At 71.4% G+C, this 15547-nt stretch carries 16 protein-coding genes; 10 read left to right on the forward strand and 6 right to left on the reverse strand.

What is annotated here, in order from left to right; translation table 11 throughout:
* The first annotated feature begins 12 nt into the window (after positions 1 to 12).
* The 4 genes from ACTIE5_RS16890 (at position 13) to ACTIE5_RS16905 (ending at position 3356) form a co-directional block, all read left to right on the forward strand.
* A complete protein-coding gene (locus ACTIE5_RS16890) occupies positions 13 to 750 on the forward strand; it encodes an ABC transporter ATP-binding protein (RefSeq protein WP_439550906.1) in 738 nt (245 codons plus the stop codon).
* Positions 750 to 1763, forward strand: coding sequence for an MlaD family protein (locus ACTIE5_RS16895; protein WP_439550872.1), 1014 nt, complete (start codon positions 750 to 752; stop codon positions 1761 to 1763). The genes ACTIE5_RS16890 and ACTIE5_RS16895 overlap by 1 nt, the downstream gene beginning before the upstream one ends.
* On the forward strand, positions 1760 to 2356 hold the full coding sequence (locus ACTIE5_RS16900) for a hypothetical protein (RefSeq protein WP_439550873.1): 597 nt from the start codon (positions 1760 to 1762) through the stop codon (positions 2354 to 2356). The genes ACTIE5_RS16895 and ACTIE5_RS16900 overlap by 4 nt, the downstream gene beginning before the upstream one ends.
* Before the next feature lie 340 nt (positions 2357 to 2696).
* On the forward strand, positions 2697 to 3356 hold the full coding sequence (locus ACTIE5_RS16905) for a DUF2939 domain-containing protein (protein ID WP_439550874.1): 660 nt from the start codon (positions 2697 to 2699) through the stop codon (positions 3354 to 3356).
* Between the two features lie 44 nt (positions 3357 to 3400).
* On the opposite strand, the gene ACTIE5_RS16910 is transcribed toward ACTIE5_RS16905, so the two are convergent.
* Genes ACTIE5_RS16910 through ACTIE5_RS16920 form a run of 3 tightly spaced genes read right to left on the reverse strand, consistent with a single transcriptional unit; the run spans position 3401 to position 6186 of the window.
* A complete protein-coding gene (locus ACTIE5_RS16910) occupies positions 3401 to 3598 on the reverse strand; it encodes a DUF2783 domain-containing protein (protein ID WP_439550875.1) in 198 nt (65 codons plus the stop codon).
* Positions 3595 to 5199 carry an FAD-dependent oxidoreductase gene (locus ACTIE5_RS16915; protein ID WP_439550876.1) on the reverse strand — a complete coding sequence of 535 codons (1605 nt, stop codon included), beginning with the start codon at positions 5197 to 5199 and terminating at the stop codon, positions 3595 to 3597. The genes ACTIE5_RS16910 and ACTIE5_RS16915 overlap by 4 nt, the downstream gene beginning before the upstream one ends.
* A gap of 6 nt (positions 5200 to 5205) precedes the next feature.
* Positions 5206 to 6186 carry an MBL fold metallo-hydrolase gene (locus tag ACTIE5_RS16920; RefSeq protein WP_439550877.1) on the reverse strand — a complete coding sequence of 327 codons (981 nt, stop codon included), beginning with the start codon at positions 6184 to 6186 and terminating at the stop codon, positions 5206 to 5208.
* 194 nt (positions 6187 to 6380) lie between these two features.
* Between ACTIE5_RS16920 and ACTIE5_RS16925 the strand changes: the two genes are divergently transcribed.
* From ACTIE5_RS16925 to ACTIE5_RS16935, 3 genes are all read left to right on the forward strand, one after another.
* Positions 6381 to 7115 (forward strand): Crp/Fnr family transcriptional regulator, encoded by a 735-nt coding sequence (locus ACTIE5_RS16925; RefSeq protein WP_439550878.1) that lies wholly within the window; start codon positions 6381 to 6383, stop codon positions 7113 to 7115.
* Positions 7116 to 7336: 221 nt separating this feature from the next.
* On the forward strand, positions 7337 to 7999 hold the full coding sequence (locus ACTIE5_RS16930) for a hypothetical protein (RefSeq protein WP_439550879.1): 663 nt from the start codon (positions 7337 to 7339) through the stop codon (positions 7997 to 7999).
* Positions 7999 to 8799: an FkbM family methyltransferase gene (locus ACTIE5_RS16935; RefSeq protein ID WP_439550880.1), complete on the forward strand. Its 801-nt coding sequence runs from the start codon at positions 7999 to 8001 to the stop codon at positions 8797 to 8799. The genes ACTIE5_RS16930 and ACTIE5_RS16935 overlap by 1 nt, the downstream gene beginning before the upstream one ends.
* Here the strand turns inward: ACTIE5_RS16935 and ACTIE5_RS16940 are convergent.
* A complete protein-coding gene (locus ACTIE5_RS16940; protein ID WP_439550881.1) occupies positions 8777 to 10075 on the reverse strand; it encodes a sensor histidine kinase in 1299 nt (432 codons plus the stop codon). The two genes, ACTIE5_RS16935 and ACTIE5_RS16940, sit on opposite strands and share 23 nt — an antisense overlap.
* Entirely contained in the window at positions 10072 to 10746 is a 675-nt protein-coding gene (locus tag ACTIE5_RS16945; RefSeq protein ID WP_439550882.1) for a response regulator transcription factor, read from the reverse strand. The genes ACTIE5_RS16940 and ACTIE5_RS16945 overlap by 4 nt, the downstream gene beginning before the upstream one ends.
* 116 nt (positions 10747 to 10862) lie before the next feature.
* On the opposite strand from ACTIE5_RS16945, the gene ACTIE5_RS16950 reads away from it, so the two are divergent.
* The 3 genes from ACTIE5_RS16950 (at position 10863) to ACTIE5_RS16960 (ending at position 14617) form a co-directional block, all read left to right on the forward strand.
* Positions 10863 to 12365 carry a DegQ family serine endoprotease gene (locus ACTIE5_RS16950; RefSeq protein ID WP_439550883.1) on the forward strand — a complete coding sequence of 501 codons (1503 nt, stop codon included), beginning with the start codon at positions 10863 to 10865 and terminating at the stop codon, positions 12363 to 12365.
* A gap of 73 nt (positions 12366 to 12438) precedes the next feature.
* The gene (locus ACTIE5_RS16955; RefSeq protein ID WP_439550884.1) at positions 12439 to 13299 is read left to right on the forward strand and encodes an isocitrate lyase/PEP mutase family protein; all 861 of its coding nucleotides are present in this window, start codon (positions 12439 to 12441) and stop codon (positions 13297 to 13299) included.
* Between the two features lie 82 nt (positions 13300 to 13381).
* Positions 13382 to 14617, forward strand: coding sequence for an MFS transporter (locus ACTIE5_RS16960; RefSeq protein ID WP_439550885.1), 1236 nt, complete (start codon positions 13382 to 13384; stop codon positions 14615 to 14617).
* On the opposite strand, the gene ACTIE5_RS16965 is transcribed toward ACTIE5_RS16960, so the two are convergent.
* Entirely contained in the window at positions 14614 to 15510 is an 897-nt protein-coding gene (locus tag ACTIE5_RS16965; protein ID WP_439550886.1) for a LysR substrate-binding domain-containing protein, read from the reverse strand. The two genes, ACTIE5_RS16960 and ACTIE5_RS16965, sit on opposite strands and share 4 nt — an antisense overlap.
* Between the last annotated feature and the right edge of the window lie 37 nt (positions 15511 to 15547).

The raw sequence follows: 15547 nt of genomic DNA on the forward strand, positions 1-15547 counted from the left end.
TTCGGCCCCGCGGTGATCGAGGCCGCGCACCTCACGGCGCGCTTCGGCACCAACACCCTGTTCCGCGACGTCAGCTTCGAGGTGAAGCGGGGCGAGGTCTTCGTCATCCTCGGCGGCTCCGGCTGCGGCAAATCGACGCTGCTGAAGCTGATGATCGGCCTGGTGCCGCCGGCCGAGGGCGCGGTCTCCATCCTCGGCACCGATGTCTGGTCGACCGAGGGCGAGGCGCGGCTCGGCCTGCTGAAGCGCATCGGCGTCATGTGGCAGCAGGGCGCGCTGTTCGGCTCCCAGACGCTGCTGGAGAACGTGATCATGCCGCTGGCCGAGCACACCACCCTGCCCCCCGCGGCGCGGGAGGAGGTGGCCCGCGCCAAGCTCGGCCTGGTGGGTCTCTCGGAGGCCGCGGCGCGCCTGCCGTCGGAGGTTTCGGGCGGCATGCTGAAGCGGGCGGGGATCGCGCGGGCCCTCGCCCTCGACCCCGCCATCCTGTTCCTGGACGAGCCCTCGGCCGGGCTCGATCCCATCACCTCGGCGGGGCTCGATGAGCTGATCCGGGACCTCTCGCGCGCCCTCGGCACCACCTTCGTGGTGGTGACGCACGAACTGGCCTCGATCCTCGCTATCGGAGACCGCTGCATCATGCTGGACCGGGAGGCCAAGGGAATGATCGCGGAGGGTGACCCGCGCGACCTGCGGGACCACAGCACGCACCCCACGGTGCGCGCCTTCTTCCGGCGGGAGGCCGCGTGATGGCGGCACGGGGGCTCTATCTGCGGGTCGGCGTGCTGGCCATCGCCGGCATCGTGCTCGCCGTCGGCTTCGTGGTCTTCCTAGCCGGCGGCCGGGGCCTGCAGGCGACGGAAGTGTTCGAGACCTATATCGAGGAATCGGTCCAGGGCCTCGATGTCGGCGCGCCGGTCCGCTACCGCGGCGTGCCGGTCGGCCGGGTGACGCAGATCGGCCTGGTCGCCGCCGAATACCGCCGGCCGCAGGGCGCCGATTTCAACGCCGGCTTCCAGCTGGTCTTCGTCCGCTTCGGCATCGATCCGGGCCTGGTGGGGGAGACGCCGTCGCTGGCGGATGCCGTGCAACTCGGCCTGCGGGCGCGCATCCGGGCGCAGGGCATCACCGGCGTGAACTATGTGGAGCTGGATTTCGCCAATCCGCAGCGCTTCCCGGTGCCGGAACTGCCCTGGCAGCCGCGCAACCCGGTGCTGCCGGCCATCCCCTCCACCGTCGCGCAGGTGACGAGTGCGGCGGAATTCATGGTGCAGCGCCTGCAGGGCGTGCCGATCGAACAGATGGCGGCCGACCTCTCCGCCCTGCTGGCCAACCTCAATCGGCAGACCGGGGATGGCGATGCCGCCGTGGCGCTGCGCGAGGTCGCGCGCACCATGACGCTGGTGCGCGCGGCGGTGGAGGACAGCGACCTTGCCGGCGCGCTCGGCGAATTGCGCGCCGCGGCGACGGATGCGCGGAACCTGCTGGCGGGGCCGGAAATGCGCGGCGCGGTGGCGAATGCGGGCGCGGCGGCGGCGGAGCTGCGACGCAGCGCCCAGCGCCTGCCCGGCGCGGTGGAAGGAATGGAACGGACGATGCGCGCGGCGCGGGAGACCACGGTGGATGTGCAGGCAGAATTGCTGCCGATCCTGATCGACCTGCGGGCCACCACGGCCAGCCTGCGGGCCATGGCGGACCAGCTGAGGGCCGCCCCCTCCCAGGCGCTGTTCGGCGCGCCGCCGACGCCGGATCGCCGCAGATGAGGCGCCGCCTTCTCCTCGCCGCTCCCGTCCTGCTGGCGGGATGCAGCATCCTGCCGGATCGGCCCAACGTGCCGGTGCGGCGCTACGCGCTCAGCCCCCGCCGGCCCGTCACGCAGGATGCGCCGCGCGGCGCGCCGGTGCTGCTGCAGCGGCGGATGCGGGCGGTACCGGGGTTGCAGGACCTCGGCCTGCGGCGGGCCAGGCCCGATGGCGCCTATGAATTCCTGCCCTATGAGGAATGGATCGCGCCCCCCGCCGATCTGGCCGATGCCGCGCTCCGCGCCTGGCTCCAGGCCAGCGGCCGCTTCGCCGCGGTGGTGCAGGCGGGGACGCGGGCGGATGCGGACCTCGTGCTCGAATCCCAGCTGACGGTGCTGGAAAGCGTGCCGCAAGCCGGGGAGGCCCGCGCCGCCATCGCCGCCGTGCTGCTGCGGGAGGAACGGCTATCCTCCCGCATCCTGGGCACGCTGGAGGCCTCGGGCACGGCGCCGCTGCCCGCCAATGCCACGCCGCCGCAGCAGGCCCAGGCGCTGGAAGCCGCGCTCGGCCGGGCCTTCGCTGATCTGGAGGCGCGGCTGGTCCTGCCGCGCTGATCGCTCCCGAAAGCGTGATCGCGGCCTGGGCGCCGCGATGCGCCGGGGGTGTCGTGGGGTGAAATCGCGCGGGAGGGGCGCAATCTCGATTTTGCGACCGTTCCCCATCTCGCGTTAACGGTTTTCCCAGGAATTGCCGTGCAATCTCAGGTTCAGAAACAGGGGCTCATCCTGTCTCGTTCCTGACGCAGCCAAGACGGCCCCCCTCACCATCCGCCCCTTGGGTTGGTGAAGGATGTGTCGCGCCGGGAAACACACCAAAAAGTTGCGTTAACGGCCTTGCTTGGCGTTAGCACAACTTTAACGTGCAGGTCTGACGATGAAAACGCGGCAACGGGCCATGATGTCGGATAGCGAGTGGGACGAGGTCTGGAGCGACTACGACGCCCGCCAACCCGCGGCGGCGCCGGTACGTGCCGCCCTGCCGGCGCGCCCCGCCTTCGTCGCACCCGCCGCCCGGCAGCCTTTACGGATCGCCATCCCCGCGCGGCTGGGCCGCAGCATGGGCTGGGCCCTGCTGCCGCTGATGGCGCTGGCCTGGATCGCCGCCCCCTATGCCACGGCCTGGCACCTGGCCACCGCGCTGGAGGGAAGGGACCATGAGACGCTGGCCCGCCATGTGAACCCCGCCGCCCTGCAGGACGCCGTGCGCACCGCGCTGAACCCCGCGGTGGCGGAGGGCGAGCAGGCCAACGCCTTCCTGGCCGCCATGGCGGATGACATCGCCGCCGCCTGGGCCACCCCCGCCGCGCTGGCGGACGTGGCGCGCGCCCGCGGCGTGCGCCCCGGCACCACGACCGATGGCGTGCGCCGCGCCATGCCCGTGGGCCTGACGAAGTTCGAGATGCCGATGCATGGCGCGGCATCCCCCATGACCCTGCAACTGGAACTGAAGCAGGAGGGCCTCGCCCCCCGCTGGCAGGTCACGGGCGTGCGGCTGGACCAGGTGGCGCCGGCGGCCGGCCCGGGCCCGGCGCTGCGCCTGAGCTCGATCCGCTGATGCCGCCTCTCTGGCCCAGCTGGCTGGACCGCATGGGGGCTTCCTCAGCGCTGGTCGGTGTTCCGCGCCAGCGCGATCGCCTCCCGCAGCACGGCCATGTCGCCGATATGGTTGGCGAGGATGAGGGCGAGGCGCGTATCGAAGCGTCGCGCGGCTTCCGCATCCAGCCCGCGATGCGCTTCCATGATGAGGGCGAGGAAGCCGTCGGCGTCCTGCAGCCGGGGTGAGGTATCGAGGTTCATGTTGACCTCCCCATCGCGCGGTCGATCGCCGCGCTGACCGACGCATCATCCGGCGCGGCGAAGCGGGCCGCGATGTGCTGATCCGGCCGGACCAGCACGGCCCCGCCGGGCGGCGCGCCATAGCGCGCGGCGGCCAGGCCGCTGTGGTCCCACAACGCGCCGGGCGTTTCCTCCGCCGTCACGAACAGGGTTCGCAGCCCCGGCAGGGTCGGCGACCAGACGGCATCGAAGACGATTAGCGCAAAATCGCCGCCGAGGTGATGGAGCAGCCAGTCCGGCGCGCTGTCCCGCATCACCGGTGCATCCGGCGCGGGCGCACCAAGCAGGACGCCTTCGGGCCAATGTCCGGAATCCGTGCTGTTCAGCGGGCTGCCCGAGAGCGTCGCGGGGCGGGACAGGCGACCGGAATTGACCAGGGGGCGGGCGAAGGCGTGGTCCCGCGCCAGTTCCAGCACCGCATCCCGCCAGGCCCGCGCGGCATCCGATTTGGGCGTGATGAAATCCGTGCTGCGGGTGGAGTTCAGGATATTCTCATCCGTCGCCGGCACGCGTTCGGCATCGTAGCTGTCGAGCAGCCGCGCTGGCGCCTCCCCCCGCAGCACGGCGGCGAGTTTCCAGGCGAGGTTGTCCGCATCCTGCACGCCGCCATTGCCGCCGCGGGCGCCGAAGGGGCTGACCTGATGGGCGCTGTCGCCGGCGAAGATCACGCGGCCATGGCGGAATTTCTCCAGTCGCCGGCAGCGGAAGGTGTAGACGCTGACCCATTCCAGCTCGAAGGGCACATCGGGGCCGAGCATCGCGCGGACGCGGGGGATGACGCGGTCCGGGTGCTTCTCCGCCTCCGGGTCCGCATCCCAGCCCAGCTGGAAATCGATCCGCCAGACATCGTCGGGCTGCTTGTGCAGCAGCACGGACTGCCCGGGGTGGAAGGGCGGGTCGAACCAGAACCAGCGCTCCGTCGGGAAGCTGACGCCGTTCTTGATGACGACGTCGGCGATCAGGAAGCGGTCGCGGAAGACCTGGCCGGTGAAGGGCAGGCCCATCGCCTCCCGCACCGGGGATCGCGCGCCGTCGCAGGCCAGCAGCCAATCCGCGCGCAGCCGGTAGGCGCCGCCGGGGGTCTCGACCGAGAGCGCCACGTCGCTGTCGCCGGGCTCGATCGCGGCCACGCGGTGCTTCCAGCGGAGGTCGACGCCGGCCTCCACGCAGGCCTCCACCAGCCATTCCTCGACGTAGTATTGCTGGAGGTTCACGAAGGCCGGGTATTCATGGCCTTCCTCCGGCAGCAGGTCGAAGGCATAGGCCTCCTGGTCCCGGTGGAAGACGCGGCCGGTCTTCCAGGTCACGCCCTTGGCGCGCAGCCGGTCGCCGAGGCCGAGCCGGCCATAGATCTCCAGCGTCCGCTTGGCGAAGCAGATGGCGCGGCTGCCGGTGGAGACGGTGTCGTCATCATCCAGCACCGTCACCGCGATGCCCTGGCGCGCGAGATCGAGTGCCAGGGTCAGCCCGACCAGGCCCGCGCCGACCACGACGACGCGGCGCGATTCATCGCCCGAGGGCGGCGGCGGCGCGGCGTAGCGGGGGTTGGCGTAGGTCGCCACGACGGATCAGGAATGCACTTCGGCGGATTTCATCGCCGTGCCGTGTTCCAGCGCCTTCCACATCTCCACGTCCCGTTCCGCCGTCCAGATGCGGGGATGGTCCAGGCCGCCGGCCTCGTCGAAGGCGCGGGTGACGTTGAAGGGCATGCAGTGCTCGAAGATCACCCAGGACCCGTATTTCGGCCGCATGAAGCCCATCGTGTCGTCGTAGATGTCCTTCAGGCCCCAGCCCTTGGCGACGCCTTCGCGCACGCGGGTGAAGAGGTCCGTGGTGAAGGATCGCGTGCCCTCGATCGCGTCGCGGCAATCATCCTTCGTCATCAGGGCGCGGCCGCGGCCGGGGACCATCTTTTCCGCCCCTAGCGCCGCGACAGCGTCCAGCGTGCGGGACCAGTCGGCGAAATGGGCATCGCCGCAATAGGGGGTGGCGCCGAACTCCACCGTGTCCCCGGCGAAGAGCACCTTCTCCTTCGGCAGCCAGACCACCGTGTCGCCGGCGGTGTGGCTGCGGCCGACATGGATGATCTGCGCCTCCCGGTCTCCCAGCCAGATCGTCATGCGGTCCTTGAAGGAATGGGTCGGCCAGGTCAGGCCGGGGATGCTTTCCTTGCCGCGGAACAGGCGCGGGAAGCGGCCGATCTCGCTGTCCATGTCCTGCTGGCCGCGTTCCACGATCAGGTCGCGAGTCGTCTCGCTGGCGATGATGGTGGGGTTCCCGTAGCCGCTGGCGCCCAGCACCCTGACAGCATGGTAATGCGTCAGCACCACCTGGCCGACATGGCGCGGCGTGACGGTGGCGATCCGCGCCATCACATCTTGTGCCATCGCCGGCGTCGCCTGGGCATCCACCACCACGACGCCATCCGGCCCGACGATCACGCCGGAATTGGGATCGCCCTCCGCCGTATAGGCAAACAGGCCCGGACCGAGTTCATCGAAGGAAATAATCTTGTCGGAAAGGTCGTTCGCCGATGCGAATCCGGACATGTCGCTTCCTCCACCCTTGCTGCAACCGTGGCATGGCGCCGGCGAGTGACTAGCGCAAGCCTGAGGCATTGCAACGACTTTCCCATTTCGGGAGCGTTTCGCATGACTGAAAACACCATTCCATTCACGAACCTGCGCGGCTACCCTTCAAGTGTTGGATGGCGCCGGCGGGGTGCCTGATCGACGGGGAAACAATGAGCCGTAATGCGAGCCTGACGCCTTTGCCTGGCTCCTGCGCTGCCTGTGCCGTCCGGCCCTTCGCCCTGTTCCGGGTGGTGCCGCAGGCCAGGGTGGGTGAGATCGCGAAGGTCCGGTCGGGCGTGCGCCTGGTCCGTGCCGCGGAAGCGATCCATGACAGTGTCTTCACCCTCTATGCCGGATGGGCCTTCTCCTGGACCGCGACGCCGGATGGCCGCCGCCAGGTGCTGGATTTCCACCTGCCCGGCGACCTGGTGGAGCGCACCGAGGATGGGGCGGAGGTGGAGGCGCTGACCGATGCCTCCTTCTGCGTCCTCGCCCGTGATCGCCTGTGCGAATTCATGGGCCGCGACCCGGGCCTTGCCATGTCCTATGCCGAGGGCCTGACCCGCGACCGCGCCCGGATGCGCGAACGCCTGACCAGCCTCGGCCGGCGCGATGCCGCGGGGCGCGTGGCGCATCTGTTGCTGGAACTGCATGGCCGGCTGATGCGACGCGGCGGCGCCGATGCGAAGGGGGCGGCGGTGCCGCTGAAGCAGGCGCATCTGGCGGATGCGCTGGGGCTGTCGGTGGAACACGCCAACCGGGCGCTGGCCGCCATGCGCAAGGACGGCATCGCGACGCTCAACAAGGGGCGGCTCGAGATCCTGGACCGCGAGGCGCTGGAGGAGATGGCCGGCTGGTCCGGCCCCGCCCGGCCCGGCCTGCTGGCGCGGACCGTGGCCGTCTAACGGCCCGGGTGTCTGGGTCCGTCTAATGGCCCGGGTGTCTGGGGCCGTCTAACGGCCCGGGTGTCTGGGGCCGTCTAACGGCCCGGGGGCCTGGGGCCGTTTGACGGCCCGGGGGCCTGGGGCGGTTTGACCCCGCACCCTGGCGGCTTGCCCGCCGGGCGGGCTAGCTTTGGGCACGGGCGGTTCACGCGGACCGCCCCGACCCCTGCCGGATGCCCACCATGATCCTGCCGCGCCGCCTCACCGCCCTGATCCCGCTGCTCCTGGGCCTTCTGGCCACGACCCTGGCCGCGGTCCCGTCCCTCGCCCAGCAGGGCGATCCCTCCTTCAACCTGGTCAATCGCAGCGGCCAGGTGATCAACGAGATCTATGTCTCCGCGACGCGGGAGCCGAATTGGGGCCGTGACCTGCTCGGCCAATCCACCCTGGCCAATGGCGCCACCTTCCCCGTGCGCATCGCCCCGGCGGCGGGCTGCCGGCAGGACATCCGCGTGGTCTATGCGGATGGGCGGCCGGAGGAACGGCGGAACCAGGATACCTGCACCATCACGGAGATGGTCTTCGGTACCGCCGCGCCCCGCGCGCCCAATGCCGGGCCGGTGCCGGCGCCTTCCCCTGGTGCCACGCAGGGGGGGAACCCCTCCTTCAACCTGGTCAATCGCGGCCGCGCGCAGATCCGGGAGATCTATGTCTCCTCCTCCCGCGACAATGATTGGGGGCCGGACCGCCTGGGCCAGAACACCCTGCCCATCGGCCAGCATTTGCCGGTCCAACTGCCCCAGGGCGATTGCGTGAATGACATCCGCATCGTCTGGATGGATGGAAGGCCGGAGGAACGCCGCGCGATCGACACCTGCCAGCTGGTGAACGTGGTCTTCCCGTGATGGCGTCGCTGGCCGATCAGTATCGCGCGCTGCGGGATCGCCGCCGCGCCGGCGACCCGCCGGATTTCGAGGCGCTGCTCCGCCGCTTCTACACCGGCTTCCTGAAGCCCGGTGACACCGCGATCGATGTCGGTGCCTTCAAGGGCAAGCACACCATCCCCATCGCCGCCGCCATCGCCGGCCCCGGCGCCGCGCTGCATGCGATCGAGCCCAATCCGGACATGGCGGCCGCGCTGCGCGCGCGCATCGCCGGCGATCCCGCGCTGTCCTTCGTGATGCTGCATGAATGCGCGGCGGCGGCGGAAAACGGCATCGCCGAATTCATCATCGCCGTGGAGGCGCCTGGCTATAGCGGCCTGCGCCAGCGGGACTACGACCAGCCCGATGTCACCACGCAGCGCATCGGCGTGCATACCGTGCGGCTCGACTGGCTGCTGCCGCATCTGCCGAGCCTCGCCTACATCAAGCTCGACATCGAGGGGGGGGAATTCGATGCGCTGCGCGGGGCCGCGGGCCTGCTGGAACGCCACCGCCCCGCCATCAGCTTCGAATTCGGCCGCCGCGCCTATGGCGTCTATGGCGTCGAACCGGCGGAGGTCTTCGACTGGTTCGAGGCACGGCGCTACGTGCTGTTCGACATCATCGGCAACCCGCTCCGCCTGAAGGACCGCTTCCTGCGCGCCGATCGCCTGCCCGGCGTCTTCGATTTCCTCGCGGTACCGGCGGAGAACCGCGCCCTGGTCCAGCTGGCGCAGGCGCAGCAGGACCCGCCGCCCGTCACCACGCCGCCCGCACCCTGAGGCCCGGGGCCGCATCCTCCAGCGTGATGCGAAGCCCGTGCAACTCCGCCACCGCCGCCACCAGCGCGAGCCCGAGCCCCGTGCCGGGCGTGGCGCGGGAGGCATCGAGGCGGTGGAAGCGCCGGAATACCGTGGCGCGCGCATCCTCCGGGATGCCGGGCCCGTCATCGGCGATGGTGATCGCCCGATCCTCCAGCGCCAGGCGCACCGTGCCATCGGCGCGGCCGTGACGGATGGCGTTCTCCACCAGATTGGCCAGCATCTGCGTCAGCAATTCGCGGTCGCCCTGGATGGTCGCGCCGTGGTCAATCTGCGCGACCAGCAGCTGCCCGCGCTCCATCGCCGCGGGGGCGTAGAGTTCGGCAACCGTCGCGCAGACATCATCCAGTGCCACCGGCGCGAAGGCGGCGCGGCGGGCGCCGCTCTCGACCTCCGCGATGCGGAGCAGGGCGGCGAAGATGTCGAGGATGCGGTCGCATTCCGCGACGGCTTCCTCCGCCCCCTCCATCGATTCCAGCCGGCGGCGGAGCCGCGTCAGGGGCGTGCGGAGGTCATGGGCGATGTCGTCGCTGACCTGGCGGAGCGCGGCCATGGTGATCTGCAGCCGGTCCAGCGTGGCATTCACGCGCCGTGCCAGCCGGTCGAACTCATCGCCCCCGGGGCGGGCGGCCAGGCGGGTTTCCATCCGCCCTTCCTCCACCTGCGCCAGCGCGCGTTCCATGCTGGCGGCGCGCCGCGCGACGCCGCGGCCCACCAGCAGCCCGCCGCCCAGCGCCAGCAGGATGGCGGCACCGCCGACCCAGCCCGCCGCGCCCAGCAGCTGTGCTTCCAGCGCCCGCACCGGCGCCAGATCCCGCCCCACCAGCAGGAAGTGGTTGGCGGGCAAGGCGGTGCCGAGGGCCAGCATCACGCTCTCCTCCCGCGCCGTATCGACCTCGATGCTCGCCCAGCCCGCCTGGCGGGGGGCGGAGGCGAGGTTGCCGGCGATGCGCCCGCCATCGGCGCCGGAGAGCAGGAAGAACTGGGTTCCGCTGCGATCGGCGGCGATCCGCGCCTCGATCGACAAGGCGAGGGAGGGCACGCCGCCCAGCCGCGCGGCGTTGAGCAGCACGCCGACATCGCGTTCGATCTCGGACGCGATCTGCCGCACGGCGAAGCGCGACGTCGCCCAGTAGCCGATGCCCGCCAGCATCAGCGTGCCCAGCAGCGTGAGCGCGAGGTGCAGCAGCGTGACGCGGAAGCCCGTGGTGCCGGCCCAGCGGCGGAGCGCGTTCATGGATCGGGTGGCCGGATGGTGTAGCCCGCGCCGCGCAGCGTCTGGATCAGGTGCGGTTCGCCGAGCTTGGCGCGCAGCCGGCTGACATGGGTTTCGACCACGGAGGTGCGCGGGTCGAAGTGGATGTCCCACACGCCTTCCAGCAGCATGCTCCGCGTCACCACGCGGCCGGCATGGCGCAGCAGGTATTCCAGCAGCCGCCATTCCCGCGGCTGCAATTCGATCCGCTGTCCCGCGCGCGTGACGGTGCGGCGCAGCAGATCCATCTCCAAATCCGCCACGCGCAGCACGGTGGTCTCCGCGGCCATGGCGGCGGGGCGGCGGCCGAGCGCATGGACGCGCGCCAGCAGCTCCGGCAGCGCGAAGGGTTTCGCGAGATAGTCATCGGCGCCGGCGTCCAGGCCTTCCACCCGGTCGCCCAGTGACGCGCGGGCCGTGAGCATCAGGGCAGGGGTGGCGATGCCGGCGGCGCGCAGCGCGCGGATCAGGCCCAGGCCGTCGAGGCCCGGCAGCATCCGGTCCACCACCAGCACCTCGAACTGCCCGCCGATGGCCTCCATCAGCCCCTGCTTGCCATCGGCGACATGGCTGACCAGATGCCCCGCGCCGCCCAGTGCGCGGGCGATGTCAGCGGCCGTGCCCGCATCATCCTCCACCAGCAGGATCCGCAACCCCCGCGCCTCCTTACCAATCCGTATGCCTGCCGCGAACAGCCCGTGAGGGCGGTGCGCTACCTCCATGACACGCCAGCCCAGACAGGGTTGGACGCTTCACGGAGGCATCTACCATGAGCGACAAGTCCCAGCCCGCCCGCAAGGCCCCCGGCGGGAAGCGGCATTTCTGGGCCGCCGGTTTCCTGGCCCTCGCCTTGGGCACCACCGCGCTGACGACGCTGCCCATGGCCGGCAGCGCCCAGACCACGCCGAGCGCCCCCGCCATCGTCCTGCCGCACCAGCGCGGCCCGCAGGGTTTTGCCGATCTCGCCGCCCGCGTCGCGCCTTCCGTCGTGCGCGTGACGGTCACGGGCCAGATGGAGGCGACGCCGGCGGCGGTCGAGATGCCGCCGGAGTTGCGCGGCACGCCGCTGGAACAGTTCTTCCGCCAGTTCGAGCGGGGGCAGCGCGCGCCCCGGGGCGAGCCGCGTGGCGAACAGCGGCGCAGCGTCGGCCAGGGCAGCGGCTTCATCATCGATGCCGGCGGCTACATCGTCACCAACAACCATGTGGTCGGTGACGCCGCCTCGGTGAAGGTCGAACTGACGGATGGCCGGGAACTGCCGGCCCGCGTGATCGGCACGGACCCGCAGACGGACCTGGCATTGCTGAAGGTGGAGGCCGGTGGCCCGCTGCCCGCGGTGACATGGGGTGACAGCGACGCGCTTCGCGTCGGCGACTGGGTGGTGGCCATGGGCAATCCCTTCGGCCTGGGCGGCAGCGTGACGGCGGGCATCGTCTCGGCGCGTGGGCGCCAGATCGGCGCGGGCCCCTATGACGACTTCATCCAGACCGATGCACCGATCAACCCCGGCAATTCCGGCGGCCCGCTGTTCAATGCGAATGGGGAGGTGGTGGGCATCAACACCGCCATCTACGCGCCGTCCGGCGGCAATGTCGGCATCGGCTTCGCGGTGCCGGCGCGCATGGCGCGGCACGTCATCACCGACCTGCAGCAGGATGGCCGCGTGGCGCGGGGGTGGCTTGGTGTCTCCATGCAGCCGCTGAACGCGGAACTGGCCAGCGCGCTGCGCCTGCCGGATACGCGCGGCGTGCTGGTGGCGGGGGTGGAGCCCGGCAGCCCCGCGGCCCAGGCCGGCGTGAAGGCGGGCGACGTGGTGGTCGGCATCGATGGCCGCCCGGTGGCCGCGGCGCGGGACCTGGCGATCGCGGTGGCGGAGGCATCGCCGCGCAGCACCGCGACCCTGACCCTGCTGCGCGACGGCCAGCGGGTGGAACAGGCGGTCACGATCGGCCAGCGGGAGGCCCCGCGGCAGGAAGCCCGCGCCGGCGGGGCGGAGGCGCCGCGCCAGGCCTCGCTCGGCCTGCGCCTGTCCACCGGCAAGGCGGGCGATGGCGTGACGGTGGCCGCGGTGGAGCCCGGCAGCATCGCCGCGACGCGCGGGATGCAGGCGGGCGACGTGATCCTGCGCGCCGGGGAGCGTGACGTACGCCGCCCGCAGGATGTGACGGAAGCCGTCGCCGCCGCCCGCAGCGCCGGCCGCCCGGCCATCGCCTTGCAGGTGGTGCGGGATGGCGGCCGGGCCTTCATCGCCCTGCCGCTGAACGCGGGCTGACGAAGGGGGGCGGGGTTCCGGCCCCGCCCCTCCCGTGGCTACCCTGCCAGGATCATCCGGGCAGGGAAACTCCATGAACGCCACCGCACGCCGCCAGGCCTTCCGCGCCATTCTGGCGGGGGAGGCCTGCGTGCACCCCGCCTCCGTCTTCGATGCCATCTCAGGCCGCATCGCCGCCGAGATCGGGTTCGAGTCGGCGATCCTGGGGGGCTCCGTCGCGTCCCAGGCCGTGCTCGGCGCGCCGGACCACATCATCCTGACGCTGACGGAACTGGCAGACCTGGTGCGGCGCATCGCGCGGGGCGGCGCGCCGCCGCTGCTGGTGGATGCGGACCACGGCTTCGGCAATGCGCTCAGCGTGATGCGCACGGTGGAAGAACTGGAGGTCGCCGGCGTCGCGGCGCTCACCATCGAGGACACGCTGCTGCCCCGCCCCTACGGTCCCGAGGGCACCGCGTTGCTGCCGCTGGAGGAGGGCCTGGGCAAGATCCGCGCGGCGCTGGCGGCGCGGAGCGATCCGTCGCTCGTCATCGTGGCGCGGACCGGCGCGCTGGGCGTGACCTCCACCGAGGACGCGATCGTACGTGCCCGCGCCTATGCAGGGGCCGGTGCCGACGGCATCTTCGTCACGGGGCTGTCCGATCTGGCGCAGTTGGATGCGCTGCGGGATGCGACGGGCCTGCCGCTGCTGGTCGGCAGCGCCAAGGCGGGGATCGGCGGGGCGGCTGTGCTGGCGGCGCATGGCGCGCGCGTGGCGCTGCAGGGCCACCACACCTTCCCCGCCGCGGTGAAGGCGATGCGGGACACGCTGCAGGCGCTGCGCGATGGCACGGCGCCCAAGGACCTGCCCGGCATCGCCGATGGCGCGACCATGAAGCGGCTGCAGCGCGAAGCGCATTACGACGCGGCGATCCGCGACTTCCTCGGGGGGTAGGCGCGCGCTGCCATTCCCGCATACTGCGCGGAATGACGGAGGAAACGACACGGGCAGGGCGCGCAGGCGCCGGTGCGCGCGCATGATGCGCCTGCCCGGCCTGGCGCCCTTCCGCCAGAAGGGATTCCGGCGGCAATTCCCCGCCGATATCGCGACATCCTGGGGCTTCGAGATCGAGACCCTGGTGCTGGGCTGGTACATCCTGGTCAGCACGGGTTCGGTCGTGTGGCTGACCGCCTTCGCCTCCGTGCAGTATCTCGGCACGCTGGTGTCGCCGATGTTCGGTGTGATGGGCGACCGGCTGGGCCATCGCGGCGTGCTTTGCGTCATGCGCGGGCTCTATGCGGTGCTGGCTTCCGTGATCGGCGTGATGGCGCTGACGGGGGCGATGACGCCAGTGGCCGTGATGGCGGTGGCCGCCGTGGCGGGGCTGGTGCGGCCTTCCGACATGGGCATGCGCAACGCGCTGATCGCGGCCAGCGTGCCCGCGGTGCAGATGCCGGCTGCCATGGGCATCTCCCGCACCACGGCCGACACGGCGCGCGTGATGGGCGCGCTGGCGGGGGCGGGGCTGGTGGCGATGCTCGGTATCGGTGCGACCTATTGCGTCGTCGTGGGGCTGTACCTGACGAGCCTCTGCCTGACGCTGGCGGTGCCGGCGCCACGGCGCATCACGTCGGCACCGGCCTCCCCCTTGCGGGAATTGCGCGACGGCTTCGGCCATCTGCGGGAAACCCCGCCGCTGATGGCGGCGATCCTGCTGGCCTTCCTGGTGAATCTGCTCGCCTACCCCGTCTCCGGCGGGCTGCTGCCCTATGTCGCGCGGGAGGTCTATGGCGTGGACCGCACCGTGCTGGGCTACCTCATCGCCTGCTTCGCGGGGGGCGGGTTGCTGGGGTCGATCGTGATGATCGGGCGCGGCGGCGTGGCCTATCCGGGACGCGTGATGCTGGTGGCCTGCGCCATCTGGTTTCCCCTGCTGATCGCCTTCGCCACCGTCACCGATCCCCGCACGGGCCTGGTGCTGATGGGCCTGGCCGGCTTCGTGCAGAGTTTTGCTCTCGTGCCCATGTCCGTGATCCTGCTGCGCTGCGCGGAGGAACGCTTCCGGGGCCGCGTGATGGGGCTGCGGATCCTGGCGGTCTATGGGCTGCCGCTGGGGCTGGTGGTGGCGGGGCCGCTGATCGAATGGATGGGCTTCATGCGCACCATCACGATGTATGCCGGGCTCGGGCTGATCTGCACGGGGGCGATCGCGCTGCATTGGCGAAAGCATCTCTGGCCCTCCGACGCGCCGGCCAATACCGCGCTGCGCTAATCCGTGCCCAGGCTCCGCGCCAGCCATTCCGAAAACGCCTGCACGGTGGATCGCCGCGCGGCCATTTCCGTCATGACGAGGTGGTAGCCCGTGCCATCCTCCATCACGCCGTCGAAGGCCCGAACCAGGCGCCCTTCCGCGATGGCGTCCCGCACCAGCACGCCCCAGCCGATGCCGATTCCCTGGCCGGCCTCGGCGGCGGCCAGGGCCATCGCCGTCTCGTCGAAGCGGGGGCCTGCGGCGACCAGGGAAGGGTCGATCCCCGCGGCCTCCGCCCAACTGCGCCAGTAGGGCCGCTCCGCGTAATGCAGCAGTGTCGCGCAGGGCAGGGCCTGCGCCGGGTCACCGGGCAGCGTGGCGCGGAGCGTCGGCGTGCAGACCGGCATCATCTGTTCGCGTGTCAGGCGCCGCACGACATAGTCCGGCCAGTCGCCCTGGCCGGTGCGGATGGCGACATCGACATCGGCACCAAGCCGCTGCGCGAAGTAGCGATGCGTCTCCAGCCGCAGGTCGATCCAGGGATGGGCGCGGGCGAAATCGCCGATGCGCGGCGCCAGGACCCGCATGGCGAAGCTGCGCGCGGCGTTCACCACCAGGGTGGTGCGGCTGCGCGGCTGGCCGATGCGGAACAGCCCGCTCTCCAGCGTCTCCAGCCCCCGCCTGGCGTAATCCGCCAGCACGTCGCCGGCCTCGGTCAGCCGCAAGCCGCGCGGGCCGCGGGTGAACAACGGCTCCGCCAGCCTTTCCTCCAGCGCCTTGACCTGCCGGCTGATGGCGCCCTGCGTCACGCCAAGCTCCGCCGCCGCGCGGGCCATGTTGAGGTGGCGCGCCGCCGCATCGAAGGCCCTGAGTGCCTGCAACGGCAACCCGGCCATGCCTTGAGCTGAACTCATGGCTGGAGAGCCTATCCCGCGCCTTTCCCCCCCGCCA

Source organism: Falsiroseomonas sp., from assembly GCF_051859025.1.
GTDB lineage: Bacteria > Pseudomonadota > Alphaproteobacteria > Acetobacterales > Acetobacteraceae > Falsiroseomonas.